This is a genomic window from Nonomuraea sp. B1E8, assembly GCF_039871515.1.
Lineage (GTDB): Bacteria > Actinomycetota > Actinomycetes > Streptosporangiales > Streptosporangiaceae > Nonomuraea.
On sequence record NZ_JBDPLS010000007.1, the window covers coordinates 189,279 to 207,087 of the forward strand.

16 protein-coding genes and 3 pseudogenes are annotated in these 17,809 nt (G+C 69.6%); 10 read left to right on the top strand and 9 right to left on the bottom strand.

Annotated features, from left to right (window positions below; all coding sequences use genetic code 11):
- Positions 1–23: 23 nt before the first annotated feature.
- From ABGA98_RS24025 to ABGA98_RS24060, 8 genes are all read left to right on the top strand, one after another.
- Entirely contained in the window at positions 24–1,217 is a 1,194-nt protein-coding gene (locus tag ABGA98_RS24025) for a thiolase family protein (RefSeq protein WP_347620642.1), read from the top strand.
- Positions 1,214–1,876: a 3-oxoacid CoA-transferase subunit A gene (locus ABGA98_RS24030; protein WP_347620643.1), complete on the top strand. Its 663-nt coding sequence runs from the start codon at positions 1,214–1,216 to the stop codon at positions 1,874–1,876. Before ABGA98_RS24025 ends, ABGA98_RS24030 begins: the two co-directional genes overlap by 4 nt.
- Positions 1,873–2,556, top strand: a complete 684-nt coding sequence (locus ABGA98_RS24035; RefSeq protein WP_347620644.1) for a 3-oxoacid CoA-transferase subunit B — start codon at positions 1,873–1,875, stop codon at positions 2,554–2,556. The genes ABGA98_RS24030 and ABGA98_RS24035 overlap by 4 nt, the downstream gene beginning before the upstream one ends.
- Positions 2,557–2,585: 29 nt before the next feature.
- Positions 2,586–4,013 (top strand): aldehyde dehydrogenase family protein, encoded by a 1,428-nt coding sequence (locus tag ABGA98_RS24040; RefSeq protein WP_347620645.1) that lies wholly within the window; start codon positions 2,586–2,588, stop codon positions 4,011–4,013.
- Between the two features lie 13 nt (positions 4,014–4,026).
- Positions 4,027–4,653 carry a nuclear transport factor 2 family protein gene (locus ABGA98_RS24045; RefSeq protein ID WP_347620646.1) on the top strand — a complete coding sequence of 209 codons (627 nt, stop codon included), beginning with the start codon at positions 4,027–4,029 and terminating at the stop codon, positions 4,651–4,653.
- 126 nt (positions 4,654–4,779) lie between these two features.
- Positions 4,780–4,914, top strand: a complete 135-nt coding sequence (locus ABGA98_RS24050; RefSeq protein ID WP_347620647.1) for a hypothetical protein — start codon at positions 4,780–4,782, stop codon at positions 4,912–4,914.
- A gap of 36 nt (positions 4,915–4,950) precedes the next feature.
- Positions 4,951–5,550: a redoxin domain-containing protein gene (locus ABGA98_RS24055; RefSeq protein ID WP_347620648.1), complete on the top strand. Its 600-nt coding sequence runs from the start codon at positions 4,951–4,953 to the stop codon at positions 5,548–5,550.
- A 64-nt stretch (positions 5,551–5,614) separates the two neighbouring features.
- Positions 5,615–6,451, top strand: a complete 837-nt coding sequence (locus ABGA98_RS24060; RefSeq protein WP_347620649.1) for a cytochrome c biogenesis protein CcdA — start codon at positions 5,615–5,617, stop codon at positions 6,449–6,451.
- A gap of 1,624 nt (positions 6,452–8,075) precedes the next feature.
- On the opposite strand, the gene ABGA98_RS24065 is transcribed toward ABGA98_RS24060, so the two are convergent.
- Positions 8,076–8,327 (bottom strand): hypothetical protein, encoded by a 252-nt coding sequence (locus ABGA98_RS24065; RefSeq protein ID WP_347620650.1) that lies wholly within the window; start codon positions 8,325–8,327, stop codon positions 8,076–8,078.
- 22 nt (positions 8,328–8,349) lie between these two features.
- Positions 8,350–8,613 (bottom strand): annotated as a pseudogene (locus ABGA98_RS24070) (nitronate monooxygenase); the annotation flags it as partial.
- A 92-nt stretch (positions 8,614–8,705) separates the two neighbouring features.
- On the opposite strand from ABGA98_RS24070, the gene ABGA98_RS24075 reads away from it, so the two are divergent.
- Positions 8,706–8,972: a hypothetical protein gene (locus tag ABGA98_RS24075; protein ID WP_347620651.1), complete on the top strand. Its 267-nt coding sequence runs from the start codon at positions 8,706–8,708 to the stop codon at positions 8,970–8,972.
- Between the two features lie 134 nt (positions 8,973–9,106).
- Here ABGA98_RS24075 and ABGA98_RS24080 read toward each other — a convergent pair.
- Positions 9,107–9,509 (bottom strand): annotated as a pseudogene (locus ABGA98_RS24080) (IS3 family transposase); the annotation flags it as partial.
- Between the two features lie 403 nt (positions 9,510–9,912).
- Here ABGA98_RS24080 and ABGA98_RS24085 point away from each other — a divergent pair.
- The gene (locus tag ABGA98_RS24085) at positions 9,913–12,957 is read left to right on the top strand and encodes a BTAD domain-containing putative transcriptional regulator (protein ID WP_347620652.1); all 3,045 of its coding nucleotides are present in this window, start codon (positions 9,913–9,915) and stop codon (positions 12,955–12,957) included.
- A gap of 3 nt (positions 12,958–12,960) precedes the next feature.
- Here ABGA98_RS24085 and ABGA98_RS24090 read toward each other — a convergent pair whose 3' ends face one another.
- The 6 genes and pseudogenes from ABGA98_RS24090 to ABGA98_RS24115 all read right to left on the bottom strand — a co-directional run bounded on the left by ABGA98_RS24090 (position 12,961) and on the right by ABGA98_RS24115 (position 17,735).
- Entirely contained in the window at positions 12,961–15,222 is a 2,262-nt protein-coding gene (locus ABGA98_RS24090) for a DPP IV N-terminal domain-containing protein (protein WP_347620653.1), read from the bottom strand.
- Positions 15,222–16,712 (bottom strand): MFS transporter, encoded by a 1,491-nt coding sequence (locus tag ABGA98_RS24095; RefSeq protein WP_347620654.1) that lies wholly within the window; start codon positions 16,710–16,712, stop codon positions 15,222–15,224. Before ABGA98_RS24095 ends, ABGA98_RS24090 begins: the two co-directional genes overlap by 1 nt.
- 123 nt (positions 16,713–16,835) lie before the next feature.
- Positions 16,836–16,964 (bottom strand): hypothetical protein, encoded by a 129-nt coding sequence (locus ABGA98_RS24100; RefSeq protein ID WP_347620655.1) that lies wholly within the window; start codon positions 16,962–16,964, stop codon positions 16,836–16,838.
- Positions 16,965–17,053: 89 nt separating this feature from the next.
- Positions 17,054–17,227, bottom strand: a pseudogene (locus ABGA98_RS24105) (serine hydrolase domain-containing protein); the annotation flags it as partial.
- Between the two features lie 88 nt (positions 17,228–17,315).
- The gene (locus ABGA98_RS24110) at positions 17,316–17,525 is read right to left on the bottom strand and encodes a serine hydrolase (RefSeq protein ID WP_347620656.1); all 210 of its coding nucleotides are present in this window, start codon (positions 17,523–17,525) and stop codon (positions 17,316–17,318) included.
- Positions 17,526–17,540: 15 nt separating this feature from the next.
- Complete coding sequence (locus ABGA98_RS24115) at positions 17,541–17,735, bottom strand: hypothetical protein (protein WP_347620657.1); 195 nt, start codon at positions 17,733–17,735, stop codon at positions 17,541–17,543.
- Between the last annotated feature and the right edge of the window lie 74 nt (positions 17,736–17,809).

Sequence of the window (17,809 nt, forward strand, 5' to 3'; positions counted from 1 at the left end):
GGGCAGGAAGTGGAGACGCTCCGATGAGCAGCTCATTCGTGTACGCGTCGGTCCGGACCGCGTTCGGCCGGTTCAACGGAGCCTTGGCCGACACGAGGACCGACGATCTGGCCGCGACTGCGCTGAAGGGACTTCTCGACCGCTCGCCGGGCCTGGATCCCGGCCTGGTCGACGACGTGTTCTGGGGCAACGCCAACGGCGCCGGCGAGGACAATCGCAACGTCGGCCGGATGGCCGTGCTGCTGGCGGGCATGCCCGTCTCGGTGACCGCCACCACGGTGAACCGGCTCTGCGGCTCGTCGCTGGACGCCGCCATGATGGCCTCACGCATGATCGAGGTCGACGACGCGGAGATCGCGATCGCCGGAGGCGTGGAGTCGATGACGCGGGCGCCGTGGGTCCTGCCGAAGCCGTCGCGTCGGTTCCCGGCAGGCGACGTCACCGCCGTCTCCACGACGCTGGGCTGGCGTCTGGTGAACGAGCGGATGCCCGCCGAGTGGACGGCCTCGCTGGGCGAGTGCAACGAGCAACTGCAGGAGAAGTTCTCGATCTCGCGCGAGCGGCAGGACGAGTTCGGCGCTCGCTCGCACCGCCTCGCGGCGGAGGCGTGGGCGAAGGGCTTCTACGACGACCTCGTGGTGCCCGTCCCCGGCACCGACCTGGTCCAGGACGAGAGCATCCGTGCCGGCACCTCGCTCGAGGCGCTGGCAGCGCTGAAGCCGGCGTTCCGGCCCGACGGGACGATTACCGCCGGCAACTGCTCACCGTTGAACGACGGCGCGAGCGCGGTCCTGCTGGGCTCGGCGAGCGCGGCCGCGACCATCGGTCGTGACCCGGTCGCGCGGATCGCCGGTCGCGGCTGGGCGGCGCTGGAGCCGCAGCAGTTCGGCTACGCCCCGGTCGAGGCCGCCAACGGCGCGCTCGAGCGGGCGGGCATCACCTGGGACGACATCGGCGCCGTCGAGCTGAACGAGGCGTTCGCCGTCCAGTCGATCGCCTGTGTCGACGCCTGGCTCGAGCTCGGGCTGCGGGACGCCGAGGTCGTCAACGCCAAGGGCGGGGCGATCGCCATCGGGCACCCACTGGGTGCCTCGGGCGGGCGCATTCTCGGGACCCTCGCGGCGCGGCTCGTGGAGTCCGGTGAACGATGGGGCGTGGCAGCCATCTGCATCGGTGTGGGTCAAGGCTTGGCGGTCGTGCTGGAGAACGTCGCATGACGCTGCTCTGCACCTCTGTCGACGAGGCGGTCAGCGGCATCGCCGACGGCTCGACGGTGCTGGTCGGCGGCTTCGGCACGGCCGGCATGCCGTTCGACCTGATCGACGCGTTGATCCGGCAGGGAGCGCGAGACCTCACCGTCGTGTCGAACAACGCGGGCAAGGCGGACACCGGGCTCGCGGCGCTGCTCGCGGCCGGGCGGGTGAGCAAGATCGTGTGCTCGTTCCCCCGGCAGACGGACTCCTGGGTCTTCGACGAGCTGTACCGCAGCGGGAAGATCGAGCTCGAGGTCGTGCCGCAGGGGAACCTGGCCGAGCGCATGCGCGCCGCCGGAGCCGGGATCGGCGGGTTCTACACCCGCACCGGAGTCGGGACCCTCCTCGCGGAGGGAAAGGAGACCCGCGAGATCGACGGCCGGACGTACGTCCTCGAGCTGCCCATCGCCGCCGACGTCGCGCTCATCAGCGCCCACACCGCGGACACCCTCGGGAACCTCGTCTACCGCAAGACGGCACGCAACTTCGCTCCCGTCATGGCGACGGCCGCGACGACCACCGTCGTGCAGGTGCGGCACGTCGTCGAGCCGGGAGTGCTGGATCCTGAGGCCGTGGTCACCCCAGGCATCTACGTCGACCGGATCGTGCAGGTGTCGTCATGAACGTGGTGTCCCCGAGCATCGTCGAGCACACCGACCGGGGCCCGCTCGGACGGGACGAGATGGCCCGGGTGCTCGCGGGCGACATTCCCCGCGGGGCGTACGTCAACCTCGGCATAGGTCAGCCCACGACCGTCGGCGACCACCTCCCCCCGGAGTCGGGGGTCATCCTCCACACCGAGAACGGCATGCTCGGCATGGGGCCGGCGGCGACGGGCGACGCGATCGATCCCGACCTGATCAATGCCGGCAAGTTCCCGGTGACCGAGCTGCCCGGCGCCTCGTACTTCCACCACGCCGACTCGTTCGCCATGATGCGAGGCGGCCACCTCGACCTGTGCGTCCTCGGCGCCTACCAGGTCTCGGCATCGGGGGATCTCGCCAACTGGCACACCGGCGAGCCCGGCGCGATCCCGGCGGTCGGCGGGGCGATGGACCTCGCCGTGGGCGCCAAGCAGGTCTTCGTGCTGATGTCGCTGTTCACCAGGACCGGCGAGCCGAAGCTCGTCAGGGAATGCACGTATCCGCTCACCGCGCTGCGATGCGTGGACCGGGTCTATACCGACTTCGCCACGTTCGAAATCACCGGGGGGGACCAGGTCCTCGTCCGGGAGACGTGGGGGATCTCGTTCCACGAGCTCCGCTCGCGCGTCGACGTCCCGCTCACCGTGGCGACACCGTGACCACGCTCGTCAGGAGGTTGGAGAGCGACATGTCCACCAGGCACCAGTTCTACATCGGGGGTGCGTGGGTCGATCCGGCCGCGCCGCGGACCTTGGGCGTCCTCGACCCCGCGACCGAGGAGACGTTCGCGGAGATCAGCCTCGGGACGGCCGAGGACGTCGACCGCGCGGTGGTGGCGGCGCGCGCGGCCTTCGCCGCGTACCCGCAGGTCAGTGTGGAGCAACGGCTGGAGTACCTCGAGCGGATCATCTCCGGCTTCCGGGCTCGGCTGCCCGAGATCGCCCGGACGATGACGCGCGAGATGGGGTCGCCGATCACGTTCTCGACGGAACGCCAGGCCACGGTGGCGCTGTTCCACTTCGAGGAGGCGGCCCGCGTGCTCGCGGACTACTGCTTCGAGGAGGAGATGGGAGCCGGGATCGTGCGGCGCGAGCCGATCGGCGTCTGCGGTCTCATCACGCCGTGGAACTGGCCGCTGAACCAGGTCGCGTCGAAGGTGGCCCCGGCCCTCGCCACGGGATGCACCGTGGTGCTCAAGCCGAGCGAGATCGCGCCGCTCAGCGCCATGGTGCTCGCCGAGGTCATCAACGACGCCGGGGTGCCGCCCGGCGTGTTCAACCTCGTCAACGGTGACGGTCCCACGGTCGGTGAGGCCATCGCGGCGCACCCCGACATCGACATGGTCTCGCTCACCGGCTCGACCGGTGCCGGCATCAGGGTCTCCAAGCTCGCGGCCGACACGGTGAAGCGCGTCGCGCTCGAGCTCGGTGGCAAGTCGGCCAACATCATCCTGCCCGACGCGGACCTGGATTCCGCGGTCGTCGCCGGGGTGCACTCGTGCTTCACCAACGCCGGCCAGAACTGTCAGTCGCCCACGCGAATGCTCGTGCACCGCTCGCAGCGCGACGAGGCGTACGCCGCTGCGCGACGGGCGGTCGAGGAGGTCCGTCTCGGGGAGCCGCTCGATCCGTCGACCACGATGGGGCCCGTGGTGAGCCAGGCTCAGCTGGAGAAGATCACCGCGCTCGTGCAGTCGGGGATCGACGAGGGCGCGACGCTCGTGGTCGGCGGCCCGGGGCGCCCCGACGGGCTCGACAAGGGGTTCTACGTCCGCCCGACCGTGTTCGGCGACGTCACGCCGCGGATGCGGATCGCGCGCGAGGAGATCTTCGGCCCCGTGCTCTCGATCCTGCTCTACGAGACCGAGGACGAGGCCGTCGAGATCGCGAACGACACGCCGTTCGGGCTGGCGGGCTTCGTGCAGTCGAAGGACCCCGACCGCGCCCGCAGGGTCGCCAACCGCATCCGTGCGGGCCGCGTCTACCTCAACGGCGCTCCGTTCGACCGCAGCCTGCCGTTCGGCGGCTACAAGCAGTCCGGGAACGGACGAGAGTTCGGGCGGTTCGGCTTCGAGGAGTACCTCGAGGTGAAGGCCGTGCTCGGCTATCCGCAGTGAACGAGAGGACGACATGGTGAACCCTGACCCCAGCGAGCGGCTGGCAGTCCTCCTGGAGCGGGAGGAGCTCTTCGACCTGGTGAGGCGGGAACGTTTCGCCCGCGACCAGCGACTCTTCGACGTGATGCGTGACTGCTTCCACGACGACGCCTATGTCCGGACCACGTGGTACGACGGACGCGGCGGCGAGGCCTACGTCGAGGCGACGAAGACGTGGATGGGGCGGACCGGGAACAGCAAGCACTGGGTCTTCCCCGCCTACGCGCGGGTCGAGGGCGACCGGGCGACCGTCGAGAGCCCGGCGAAGATCTTCAACCGGACCACGGTGGAGGGAGTGGAGGTCGACTTCCACGTCTACTGCCGGTTTTTCTCACGTGCCGTTCGGGACGAAGGACGGTGGAGGCTGATGAGCTTCGAGGTCCTGCTGGAGCGCGACGAGCTGCGCCCCGTCCACGCGGGTGAGGTGCTCCCGGTGGACGTGGCCCAGCTCGCCGGGCTTCGGCCGTCCTACCGGTTCCTCACCTGGATCCAGTCGACCCGCGGCGTGACGGTGAGTCAGGACCTGCTCGGCGACGACCGGCCGGCCGAGCTCGACGCGTTCCACCAGGGTGAGACCGCCTGGCTCGCCGGCACGGGATAGCGGTCAGCGCCGCGGGCCCTGGCTGAGCCGCTCGGCGTCCGCTGCGACGGGCCCGGGCGTGCACGAGTCCTGGGCGAGTCGAGCCGTAGGTGTGCATAGCCATGCATTACCTTGCACATTCTCCCTGTGTCCAAGGTCCTCGCCTCCCTCCCGTCGGCGAGCGCGCGCCACCTCCTCGCGCCGCTCGGCGAGCAGTGCGGGGTCGAGTTCGTCGATCAGCGTGTCGGGGTATGGCCGCAGGTGGCCGTCATCGGGTTGTAAGAAGTGACGCGGAGCAGCACTTCTATGATGAAGCGCATGATCCCAGTACGAACCGCGACCGCGATAGCGACAGCAGCGCTGCTGGCGGCCGGGTGCGGCGGGCCAGGGCAAGACGGGGCGGAGAGCGGCACCACGTCGGCCTCTGTGACCTCCACACCAGCGGCGGCCCCCTCGACCTCCATAACGCCCGAGCCGGCCGCGTCGCAGGAGACGGCAAGCAAAGCTTCCGTGCCCGCCGCGCTGGAGTTCTCCGCCCGGACGCTGGATGGTGAGACCTTCCAGGGGGCGAGCCTGGCCGGCAAGCCCGTGGTCTTCTGGTTCTGGGCGCCGTGGTGTCCCAAGTGCATGTCCGAGGCGCCGCACGTCAAGGCAGCCGCCGCCCGGTACGGCGACGTCGCCTTCGTCGGAGTGGCCGGGCTGGACACCGAGGCGGCGATGAAGGAGTTCGTCCAGCGCACCAAGACGGAGAACTTCCCGCATCTCTCGGACGAGCAGGGAGCAGTGTGGACGAAGCTGGGAGTCAGCCAGCAGTCCACGTTCGTGTTCATGAAGCCTGACGGCACCACCGCGAAGGCGTCCGGGCCGCTCGGCAAGGAGCAGCTGGACGAGCTCGTCCGCGCGCTGCGTGACGGGTGACGGCGGTGCCCGGACCTTTCGACAGGGCCGCGACGCCCGGACCCCGCGGCGGGGGAGCGCCCGCGTGAGTTCCGCCGACCTCCCGCTCGCCCTGGCGCTCACGGCCGGCACCGTGGCCGCGTTCAACCCGTGCGGCTTCGCCATGTTGCCCGCCTACCTCACTCTGCTGATCAACGATGAGGAGACCACACGCCGCGGGCCCGTCGGACGGGCGCTGATGCTTTCGGCGGCCATGACCGCCGGATTCGTCACTGTCTTCGGCCTGTTCGGGCTCGCGGTGACCGCGCTGGCGGTGTCGGTGGGCGGCTACCTGCCGTGGGCGAGCCTGGTCATCGGAGTGGTCCTGGTCGGGCTGGGCCTGTGGTTGCTGTCCGGTCGCGAACTGCTGCTGCGCCTGCCGGGGCTGGCCACCGGCCGCCCCACCACCTCGCCGCTGTCCCTGTACGGCTACGGGCTGTCGTACGCGGTGGCCTCCCTGTCCTGCACGGTCGGGCCGTTCCTCGCGGTCACCTCGGCCTCCCTGTCCGGCGGCGGGCTGCTCGGCGGCGTGGCTGCCTTCGCGGCCTATGGGCTCGGCATGGGCATGGTCATCGCCGTGCTGTCGCTGGCGGTGGCGTTCGCCCGCGCCGCCGTGGTCGCCAGGCTGCGGGGCCTGCTGCCGTACGTGTCCAGAGCCAGCGGCGGCCTGCTCACCCTCGCCGGCCTGTACGTCGTCTACTACGGCTGGTACGAGCTGCGCGTCTTCGCCGGAGCCGACGCCGATGACCCGATCGTGAACACCGCGACAGCCGTACAAGCCACCATCGCCAACTGGCTGGGAGGACTCGGCACCGGCTGGATCATTGTCGCACTCGCCCTGCTCACCGTCGGGGCTCTCGCGCTGCACAAGGCGCTGGGATGAGATGCCGACCAAGGGCAACCCGACGCCCGAACATCCCGCGCCGGTGCTAAAGCTGGTGCCGCCCGCCGAATAGGCGTAGCACGCGCGTGTGAAGACAAGGTATCGCGTCTCGCACGAGGCAGGAAACGTTTCTCGGGCCCGAGAACGGTACGTCGCCCGGCGGGTTCCGCCCGGTTTCTACCAGGAGGGAGATCGGCAGATGCCTACGCCGTTCCGTTACGTTACCCCAGTGGCGAGGAAAGTGGCCACTGGGCTGGTCGCTGACGTGTACGCCCAAGTGGCCGCCGACCTCAGAATACCCACGGCTCCCGTTTTTTCTCACATTGTCGCCGGCCCCCGATGTGCTGGCGGCCACGTGGGCCGCTTTGAGGGAGTCGCTCGTCGCGGGAGCGGTGCCCAGGCCCTGTAAGGAAATTGTCGCAGCCGCCGTATCCTGGAGTAACCGATGCCCTTTCTGCGTCGACGCGCATACCGCGATCCTGGATGCAGTCGGCGCATCCCAACTTGCCAGCGCCATTTACTGCGGTGAGAGCCCAGCGGATGGTGAGAACTCCCGACTGATCGACTGGGCCAAAGCTGGCCGCAGACCTGGCGCTCCAGAACTATCGGCGCCTCCGTTCCCCGGCCACCTCGCACATGAGTACATCGGCACTGCGTTGATCTTCCACTTCATCAACCGTATGGTTTCAACCTTGCTAACTGAGGACTATCTGGGTGGCGAGGGGCAAAGGTCCCGGGTCGTCGCGATCTGGGTGGCGAAGAGTTCGCCCATGCCGTCTCTCGAGTCCTGCCTCCGGGGAGAAGCCTGCCTCTGATCGCGCACCTCTCCAGCGGACCGACACCATCGTGGGCTCCGTCGGATGCACCGGTCGGCATCGCCTTCGCCGCACTCCGCGCCGTAGCGACAGAAGGAGGCCATCGTTGCCGAACAGCGTGGCAGCGACTTCCCTGCCTCGTTCTACTTCAATGTGATCTTCGATGCGCGGGTGAACAACAGGACCGTGTTCCGGGCACACGAAGGGCGTCCTGAGGGGCATCGCTTCCTTGTCGTGCCACCGAACGGTGACCGCCGGTTCAGTCCTACGATCAGGCGGTTCGAGGACACCGGAATCCGCGTGTCGCAAGACGGAATCGGTGAGATCGAAGCAGTCCCCCTCGACTGCAATGACGCTGAGAGATCGAGAACGCTGATCACGTTCTGACCTTCGTCGCTGACCCGAGGCAACATGGAGTGCTGCGCTCGTCCTGGTCAGGGCCTCTTGGCGTACCACGGCGTCGACGACGGCAGACGGCAAGGGCACAGGTCCTTGGTTGGTGTTGGTCGGGCCTGTCCTGCCGTGGTCGGCGCTACTGCAATCACTTCCGACCGCGCTTGAAAACCGATCGGGTACGGCGCGCGGTCGGGGATGAGCTCGACATGCAGGTCCTCGGAAGTGACATGGAAAAGGCGGCCCGGGGCGATGGTCAGGTCGCGATGAGGGCGAGGCCATGGGCCGCTCGGCTCTGGGTCCACCCCTCAACCGGGTCAGCCCGCCGGCCGGGTCCGGCTCCGAAGCCGGTCAGTACCCACTCGGCCCGCTCCATCATGTCCCTGCGATCTGTGCGGCGGTTTGGATGTCGTGGATCACCCGCCCTGTCCCATCAGCCAGGCCATCTCCTCCCAGTCGGCCTCCGTCTCCGGGACAGGCAGTAGCAGGCCGAACTTGGGCATCGCCGTCTCCTGCCCCTGGAGGACCGTAGTGCCGATCTGTTCCAGGGAGTCGAGATCGGCGGGGATCTCCGCCAGCCGGTCGTGCCACTCTGTCACCACGCGGTTGCGCTGGAGGCGCATCGGGTTGAGCTGTGGGAACTCCGGTCCGAAGATTGAGGTGAGCACCGGGCTGTCTCCGGTGGCGGCGATCAGCCGCCGGTGGTGCTCGGGATGTACGCGGGCCTCGGACTATCCGGGTACCGGCCCACACCCTGTCCGCGCCCAGGCACAGGGCGGCGGCGACTTGCCGTCCGTCGATGATCCCGCCCGCAGGCAGGACCATCGCGCGCTCGCCCACGGCGTCCGCGATGGCGGGCACGTCGACCATGGTGGGCAGGCCGCCGTAGTTGTGACCGCTGGCCTCCCAGTCCTGGGCGATGACGGCCTCGGCGCTGTCGTCCGCGGCGAGCCTGGCCGCGTCGGCGAAGCACCTTCACCGCCGAGTACAAGCTGGCGATCCTGGAGGAGTACGACCAGGCCGACGCCGCGGGCAGAGGCGCGCTGTTGCGCCGCGAACGCCTGCTGACCTCCCATATCTCTGAATGGCGCAGAGCCCGCAAGGGCGGAGCCCTCAAGGCGCTGGAGCCTCGAACCCGCACGCCCGGGCGCAGCCCGGCCGAAATCGAGAACGACAAACTACGCAAGGAGAAAGAGAAACTCGCCAAGGAGCTCGCACAGACGAAGGCCGCCTTGGAAATTGTGGGAAAAGCACACGCACTCTTGGAAATGCTCTCCGAGAGTGCGGACTCCGACGAGAAGCGCAAGAAGTAATCGACGCGGCGTTCGACGAGCTAGAGCCGATCAGTAGCACCAAGTTCGCGTGTGACACGCTCGGGAAATCCCGGTCGACCGTGTACCGGCATCGCCATCCCCGGCCGAGGATGCACGGTCCACGGCGGCCCGTGGCGCAGGACGCGCTTGTGGTTGATCGTGCGGCCCTTCTCGCGCAGTTCGGCGGTGACGCGCGGGCTGCCGTAGGTGCCGTCGAACTCCTCGTGGATCTGCTCGATCTCCGCGGCCGGGCGGCATCGGCCGCGGCGCGGGCCACCCGGGCGGATGCGGCCTTGAGCCGCCGATAGAAGCCGGAGCGAGAGACCTCCAGTACTCGGCACAGCCGCTTCACGCCGAAGGCGCCGCGGTGGTCGGCGACGAACTCGAAGCGGCTCACCAGTTCGTCTCGCCCGCGAAATACTTGGCCGCCCGGCGCAGAATGTCGCGCTCCAGCTCCAGCTCCCGAATCCGGGCCTTGAGCTGCTTGTTCTCCTCTTCCAGCACGTCGTCGGACGATAGCGGGCCGCTCGCCGGCCTCTTGCCCAGGGCTGCCTTTCGGGCGGGCCCGGAGGCAACAATCGGGTCACATAGCCTCATCACACATGGCCAAAACGAACGTACACGAACCCTTGGGATCCGGTCATCTGCGCGCGATTGACGACGGTCATCGCTACGTCTTGGGCCGCTGTGCCATCGCCGCCTCCGGCCCCAGCCAGGGATTGCGGTCGTTGCGCTCATCCACAGCGGCCACGATGACGGGGAGGAAGCCTGACCCAGCCCGTCCTGGTCTGTGTTGTCCGATGTCTCAGCGGTTCATGTCGATCCGGCCATGGTCGGTGGGGTTTGAGAGGCTGGGGCAGTGCGGGTTGAGTTGCTGGGGCGGATCCGGGTCTATGCCGACGATGGGACGCCGATTGAGGTCGGGGGTCCTCGTGTACGCATGGTGCTGGCCCGGCTCGCCCTTGAGCCGGGGCGGGTGGTGCCGGCCGAGACGTTGATCGACGGGTTGTGGGGCGCCGACCCGCCGGGGGAGGCGGCCAACGCGTTGCAGGCGCTGGTGTCGCGGCTGCGCAAGGCCCTGCGCGGGGTGGGGGGCCTGGAGTCGCGGGCGGGCGGTTATCGGCTCGTGGCCGGTGGGCGGGACGTGGACGCGCACAGGTTCGAGGAACTGGCGGGTCGGGGCAGGAGGGAGCTGGCCGCCGACCGGCCCCAGGCGGCGTCCGTCACGCTTGGCGAGGCTCTCGGGTTGTGGCAGGGCGCCGCGCTGGCTGAGCTGAGCGATGTGCCGTTCGCCGAGGCGGCCGCCTCGCGGCTGGAGGAACTGCGGGTGGCGGCGGTGGAGGACCGGTTTGAGGCGGAGGTGCGGCTCGGCAGGCATGAGGAGGTGCTGGCCGATTTGGAGGCGGCCGGTGTGCGGCACCCGTTGCGGGAACGGCTGGCTGTCCTGCGTATGCGGGCTCTGTATGCGACCGGACGGCAGTCCGAGGCGCTGGCCGTGTACGAGGAGATGCGCGCCGGGCTGGCCGAGCAGCTCGGCGTCGATCCCTCGCGGGACTTGCGGGAGGCGCATCTCGCGGTGCTCCGGGGAGAGTTCGATAGGCCCGCGGGACGCGCCGAGCCCAGGATGCCCCGGTGGCTGACCAGCTTCGTCGGCAGGCAGGAGGAGCTGAAGCTGGTCCTGGAGTTGGCGGAGAGCTCCCGGCTGGTCACCGTCGTCGGTCCGGGCGGGGTCGGCAAGACCCGGCTGGCGGTGCAGGCGTTGACCCGGCACCGGACCTATCGGAGCGGGCGGCTGTGGTTTGTCCCCCTGGTCGGGGTGGACGAGCCCGGCCGGCTGTTCGACGCGGTGCTGGGCGCGCTGAGCGCCGCGGGTCTGCGGCCTGCGGAGCGGGGGCGGGACATGCCGCCGGAGCCGGTCGACGTGGTGGCCGGTCTGCTCGCCGGCGGTGAAGCGGTGCTGGTGCTGGACAACTGTGAGCGCCTGGTGTCGGACGTCGCGGAGCTGGCCCAGCAGTTGCTGGACCGCCTGCCGTATCTGACCATCCTCGCCACGAGCAGGGAGTCGCTGGCCATCGTGGGTGAGGCGCTGTGTCAGCTCGGGCCTTTGGAGGTGCCCACGGGGGCGCAGGAGGCCGCCGGGGCGGCGTCGGTGCGGCTGTTCCTGGACAGGGCTGCCAGGGTGCGGCCCGGGTTCGTGCTGGATGAGTCGACGGCTGGTCCCGTGGTGGAGGTCTGCAGGCGGCTGGACGGGCTGCCGTTGGCGCTGGAGCTGGCCGCCGCCCGGCTGCGTTCGATGAGTGTGGCGCAGATCGCGCGGCGGCTGGATGATCGGTTCCGGTTGCTCGCCTCGGGGAACAGGACGGCGCCTGCGCATCAGCGCACGCTGCGCGCGGTGGTCGAGTGGAGCTGGGATCTTTTGACGGAGGACGAGCGGGTGCTGGCGCGGCGGCTGTCGGTGTTCCCCGGCGGGGCGGAGGAGGCTGCGGTGCAGGCGGTGTGTCCCGGTGAGGGTATCGCGTACGTCCTGGATGCGCTGGTGGAGAAGTCCATCGTGGAGGCGGGCGGTGAGGGCCGTCGCAGGTATCGCATGTTGGAGACGATGCGCGCGTATGCGGCGGACGAACTGCTCCAAGCCGGTGAGCAGGAGGTGGTTGCGGCCCGTTTCGTGCGGCACTTCCGGCAGCTCGCCGAAGAGCACGAGCCGCTGCTGCGCTCGCGTGAGCAGGTGCGCTCGATGGCGATCTTCGATGCCGAGTACGACAACCTGGTGCTCGCGCTACGGACGGCCGTCGCAGCCGGGGACGCAGACTCGGCGTGGCGGTTCCTGCCCGCGCTGACCTGGTACTGGAACATGGCACGGTTCGACGCCAGATCCGAGTCGCTGCTGGATGAGGTGCTCGGCTTCGGCGAGGCGCTACCCGGCGACGTGCGGGCGGCCTTCACCGCAGTGCGCGTGCTGGCCAACAACAGCGGGTTCCTGCCCGATGGCGAGTCGGCTCGTGCGCTGGTCGAGGACTGTGTCCGCACCGCGGCGATGGAGCACTATCCGATCCTGGTGCCGGTGGTCCTGCCAGCGGCGTTCTTCCTCGGCCTCGACGATCTGGCGGAACGCGAGCTGCGCCGGGCGCGTGGCCATCGGGACCCATGGGCGCGGGCGTGCGCGTGCTGGGTGGAGGCGTACGTGCGGACCGATCATGGCGACTGGCAGGGCGGCGCGGCGGCGCGGGCGCAGGCCCTGCGGCGCTATGAGGAGGTGGGCGAGCGCCATGGGCTGGCGATGGCACTGATCGGCTCGGCTCACGCCCATTCCGTCCAGGGCGAGCACGATCGGGCGCTCATCACCGCCGAGCGAAGTGTCGCCTTGGTCTCCGAGCTGGGCTCGGAGGAGGAGATCGGCCACCGCACCTGGCTGGCGACCGAGCGCATGCGCGCCGGTGACCTGGAAGGCGCCTGGCGGGACGTCGCGCGGGCGCGACAGCTGGTGAGCGGCCGGGGCCAGCGGCACGCCGAGCTTGAACTGCAGCGCTGCGTCGCCGAGTTGCACCGGCGCTGTGGCGCGTATGAGCAGGCGGAGCAGGCGCTCGATCGGCTGGAGGAGTTGGCCGGGGAGCTGTCGGTCCAGGAGGAGACGATCGAGGTGCTGGTGGCGCCGGCACGGGTGGCGAACCTGCTGTCAGTAGGAGCGGTGGCCGAGGCGCGGCGCCTGTTTCCGCGCGCGGTCAGGTCCGCGGTCACCGCCCGGAACACCGCTTCGGCGGCGGAACTGCTGGCCCGGCTGCTGCTGGTGGAGGGCGACCCGGCCGGTGCGGCGACCGCTCTGGGGATGAGCCAGGCCATCCGGGGGGCGTTCGACCGGGGCGATCCGGAACTGCAGGGCCTCGTCGCCGCCCTGGTCGAGCGGCTCGGCGCCCCGGGGTACGACCAGGCGTACCACCGGGGCGCGCGATTGCCCAGGGATGAGGCGCTCAGGCGGCTGGCGGCGTGAGTGTCAGAACCAGGCTGCCAGGAAGTCGGCGTCGAAGACGAGCGGTGTGATGCGGTGGCCGGGAGGCTCCGCGCCCATGAGATGTCGCACCAGGAAGTCCCACCTGCGCCGGTACAGATGGTGCTCATAGCCGAGGAAGAGGTGCTCGGCGCCGGGGATGATCAGCATCTCGACGTCCTTGTCCAGCATGATGAGCCGCTCGGCCAGGCGCATCGTGTGGTCGGGCAGAACGTTGGGGTCCATGCCGCCGTGGATCAGCAGCAGCTTGCCCGCCAGCCGGTCGGCCCTGTCCACGTTGGACACCCGGTCGTAGTCGGCCTCGCCCGGCATACCGTGGTACAGCTCGGCGTGCCCGGCATGCAAATGCCTCATTTCGTGGGTTCCGCAGCTGGAGATCCCGACCCTGTACAGGCCGGGGTGGTCGAGCATGGCCCGTACGGCCTGGTGGCCGCCGGCGGAGATGCCGACGACGCCCACCCGGTCGAGGTCCATCCACGGATGGGTCCGCGCCAGTTGCCGCAGCGCGGCGACCTGGTCGCAGGCGTCGCCGAGGTTGCCGAGGGAGGCGTCGGAGAAGGCCTTGCCGCGGCCCGGTGAACCCCGTCCGTCGACGGCGACCACGACGAAGCCGAGTGCGGCCAGCGCCTCGGCCTCATGGCCGAGGATGCCGGGGTCGAAGGTGGGATGCACGCGGTTGGTCTGCGGGCCCGGATAAGGCGTGTCGATGACCGGGTAGCGCCGCGTGGGATCGAACCCGTGCGGCCGGTACAGCACACCGTAGATGTCGGTGACACCGTCGTCGGCCTTGACGTGGAAGCGTTCCGGAGGCGTCCAGCCCGTCGCGAGAAGGCGGGTGATGTCCGCGCGCTCCAACTCGACGATCATTCGTCCGTCCAGGCCTCGCACGGTCGTCACCGGCGCGGTGGCGGTGGTCGAGACCGAGTCGACGAAGTACGCCCCGTTCGGCGCCGGCATCACGTCGTGGTCGAGATCGTCGTCGGTGAGGCGGGCGAACCCGTGACCGTCCAGCCCGACCCGGCACAGCGAGCGGCGATAGGGGTCCCCGGGGATGAGACCGGCGGCGGTGAAGTACACCACCCGGCGGATCTCATCGACGTGCAGGATCTGCCGGACCGCCCAGTCACCGCACGTCACTTGCCCGCGCGGTTCGCCGGTGCGCCCGTCGTAGAGGTACAGGTGTCCCCAGCCGTCGCGCTGGGAGTACCAGACCACCTCGGACCCGTCGCCGAGCACCTCGACCATCGGCGGCTGTCCCTCCGCCCACTGGTTGGGCTCCACCCGGGTCTCGCCGGTCTCGGTCAGCAGCGTCGTCACGCGACCGGAGGCCGGGTCGAGCCGGTGCAGCGACAGGCTGCGTCCGTCGCGGGGCTGGCTCAGGTAGTACACCGCCGTGCCGTCGGCCGCCCACCACGCCCATCGCGTCATTATCGGCGAGACCACGGACATGGGCAGGGGTTCGCCCGAGGCCCGTGCCACGGCGCCGGTGGTGATGTCGAGCACCACCAGCTCGGCCAGTGGCACCCGTTCGTCGCCCGGGTGGGCGTAGCGCTGCGTGTGCAGGCGGGGCGCGCCTCCGTCCGGGGGCAGGGCTTCGATTCGGTGGTTCTCGCGTACGCCCCGCTGATCGGTGCGATGGGTCAGCACGCGTGTCCCGTCCGGCGACCACGTCGCCGCCGGGGGCATGGTCGCAAATCCGAGCTTGCGGACCAGGACGGAGTTCTGCCACCAGTCCGGCGCGGTGGCGTAGTCGTGATCCGGCCGGCCGTCAGAAGTCAGCGCCCATTCCTTGCCGTCGCTCAACCGGCGGACCCACAGGTTGTGTTCGCGGCGGAAGACCGCGTGCCGCTGATCAGGCGAGGCGGCCTCGACGAAGGCGGCGGCAGGGCGTGGCTCGCTCTTTTCCACCACGTACACATCCAGCGCACAGCGCCAGTACGTGCCGAAGGCGGTGAACTCGACATACCGGCCGGTCACATGGATGGCGGTGAACGGCAGCGCCGCCGCATCCACGTCCTGCCCGGATGCCTTCGCCAGCGCCGCGGCGAGCCGCTCATGGTCAAAGGCCGGAACACGGGTGCCCGCGGCCGGGTCTACGAGGACGAACCGCTTGTCCGAGCGGTACCAAAAGCGGGCACCGTCGTCGATCCACACCGGCCTGACCCTTCCCCCGGACACCAGCGTGGAGCGGTGGTGCGGCAGCAGTTGCTCCGCCGTCTGATAGGCCGTCACATCAAGGTGTCTCATCAGATCTTCCTTTCGATCAAGGGGTTTACGCGTGTACGAGGGGCACGGCTGCGCAGCACGGCGAAGGCCAGCACGGCTCCGGCCACCGACAGCAGAGCGGCGGCGGTGCTCACGAGCGACATGGACGACACGAACGCCTCCCGCGCCACCTGCGCCAGGTCGGCAGAGCCCGTCTCGGCCGCCGTGCCCAGCCCGTCCGTCAGCGACGTCCTGGCCGCATCCGGTACGCCCACGGGCAGGGCGGCGGAATAGGCGGCCGACAGCAGGCTCCCCAGCGCCGCCACGCCCAGCGCCATGCCGCCTTGCTGAATGGTGTCGCTGACCGCCGAACCCACCCCGGCATGCTGCGGCGGGATGGCGCCCATGAGCGTGGCGTAGACGCTGGGAGTGGCCAGGCCGGTGCCGACTCCCATCACCACCAGCCCCACGGCCAGGAGCGGATATCCGTCACCCGGGCCGATCAGCGCGAAGACGCCCTGCGAAGCGGCGATCACCAGCATGCCGGCCACGATCAGCGCCTTGTTGCTGACACGCTTGGCCAACGTGGCGCCGACCAGGTTGAAGACCGCCACGGCCACGGCCAACGGCACAAAGGCGAGCGCGGCCGTCATCGCGCCATATCCGAGGACCAGCTGAAGGAACTGGGTCAACGCCAGCTGCACCGCCGCGGTGGAAAACACCAGCAGCACCACCGACGCGGCGGCCCCGGTGAAATCGCGGTGGCGGAACATCGCCAACGGCAGCATCGGATGTCGCGTCCGTGACTCCCACCGCACGAAGGCGACGAGCGCGAAGACGGCCACACCTATGGCGATCATGACCGTTGCCGACCAGCCCTCGTGCGGCAGGGAGATGATCGCCCAGACCAGCGCGGCCATCCCGGCGATGGACAACAGCACCCCCAGCGGGTCGGCCCGTCGTGCCGGCCCCCGCGACTCCGGTACGACGGCAAAGGCGCCGATGATCCCGAGCACGGCGAGGGGCACGTTGACCAGGAAGACCGACCCCCACCAGAAATGCTGCAGCAGCAGCCCGCCGAGAGTGGGCCCGGCCACAATGCCGACCATGCTGACCATGCCCCAGATCGACATCGCCTTGCGCCGCTCGGTCTCGTCGAAAACGACGATGAGGATCGACATGGTGCTGGGCATGGCCAGGGCCGCGCCCACCCCCATCAGCGCACGGCACACGACGAGCTGCCATGCCTGATCGGCGAACGCCGCCAGCAGGGACGCCCCGCCGAGTATGACCAATCCGAAGATCAAGAGCCGGCGGCGGCCGTACCGGTCCGACAGACTCCCCGCTGTGATCAGCAGCCCCGCGAACACCAGGATGTAGGCGTCGAGGATCCACTGCACGTCGGCCGGACCGGCCCCCAGCTCGCGCATGAGGGCGGGGATGGCCAGCGTGAGGATCATATTGTCGACACTGAGCACCAGCAGCGCCAGACAGAGAACGCCGAGGATCCACCATCGGCGTGGATGAGCCATGAGACTTCTCCTGCATCGTTCGAGACAGGACCGCCATCGCGGTCCGTTCTGTGACGACCCAGATCATGCGCATTCGCGCTGATAGCGGCCTGACAGCGCCTTCGGAGGCACTGTCAGGCGAGATCAGCCATTCTCATCGGCCATCCAGAGCCGATCGCGCGGTTTCGCGACGCGTTCCGCGCTCTGGCCGGCAGTTGACGTCCCCCCGCCCTCCAGGTCGGACCCGAGAAGCTCGATCACGAACTTGCCCATGTCGGCGGCGGTGGAGACAGGACCGTCGCCACCCGGCGTCCAGGCGCCGTACAGGGGCCGACGGCCACCTGCCGCCCTCCGGTCAGGCCTTACGCCGTCGCCAGCGGGGTGCGGGAGCGCGGCCCGATCGTGGTGCGGTTCATGCCGAGCGGGCGCAGGATGTGCTCTTCCACATACCTCTCGTACGGCCGGTGCGAGGCCACCTCGACCAGGTAACCGGCCAGCGCGGTGCAGTAGTTGTCGTAGGCGACCACCTCCCGGGCGGGCGTACCCGGGAAGGTCGCCTGGCGGCCAGGTCGTCGCCGAGGAAAGCGACGTGCTTCGGATCGGTGGTGAACTGGCCGATCTCGTTCATGTCGAACCCGGCGGTATGGGGGTCAGCAGGTGCCGCAGCCGGATCGGCCGGCCAGGATAGGTGTCCTCGATCTTGAAGGTCGTGAGATAGCGGTTGACGTCGGCGTCGAGGTCGAGCTTGCCCTGCCGGACGAGTTGCATGACGGCCGTCGTGGTGAACGTCTTCGCCACCGAGCCGATCTGGAAGCCGGTGCTCGCGGCGCCCACCGGCCTGGCCCGTCGTCAGGTCGGCGGCGCCGTGCCCTTGGCGAAGATCTGTTCGCCACCGGAGACGACCACGACGGTCGCTCCCGGAACCTTCTCCTTGGCGAGCTGAGCGTTCATGGTCTCGTCGATCAGCCGGTTCAACTCGGGCGTATCGGCGTGCGCCGCCGCCGGGGCGCTCAGGCCAGCCAGGAGCGCCACGGCGGCCAGCATCGATCGTGTCATTCCGAACATGCCCGCCACGATCCCGACCCGGCCCGCGGGGCGACCACTGCCGCCCGCCCGCA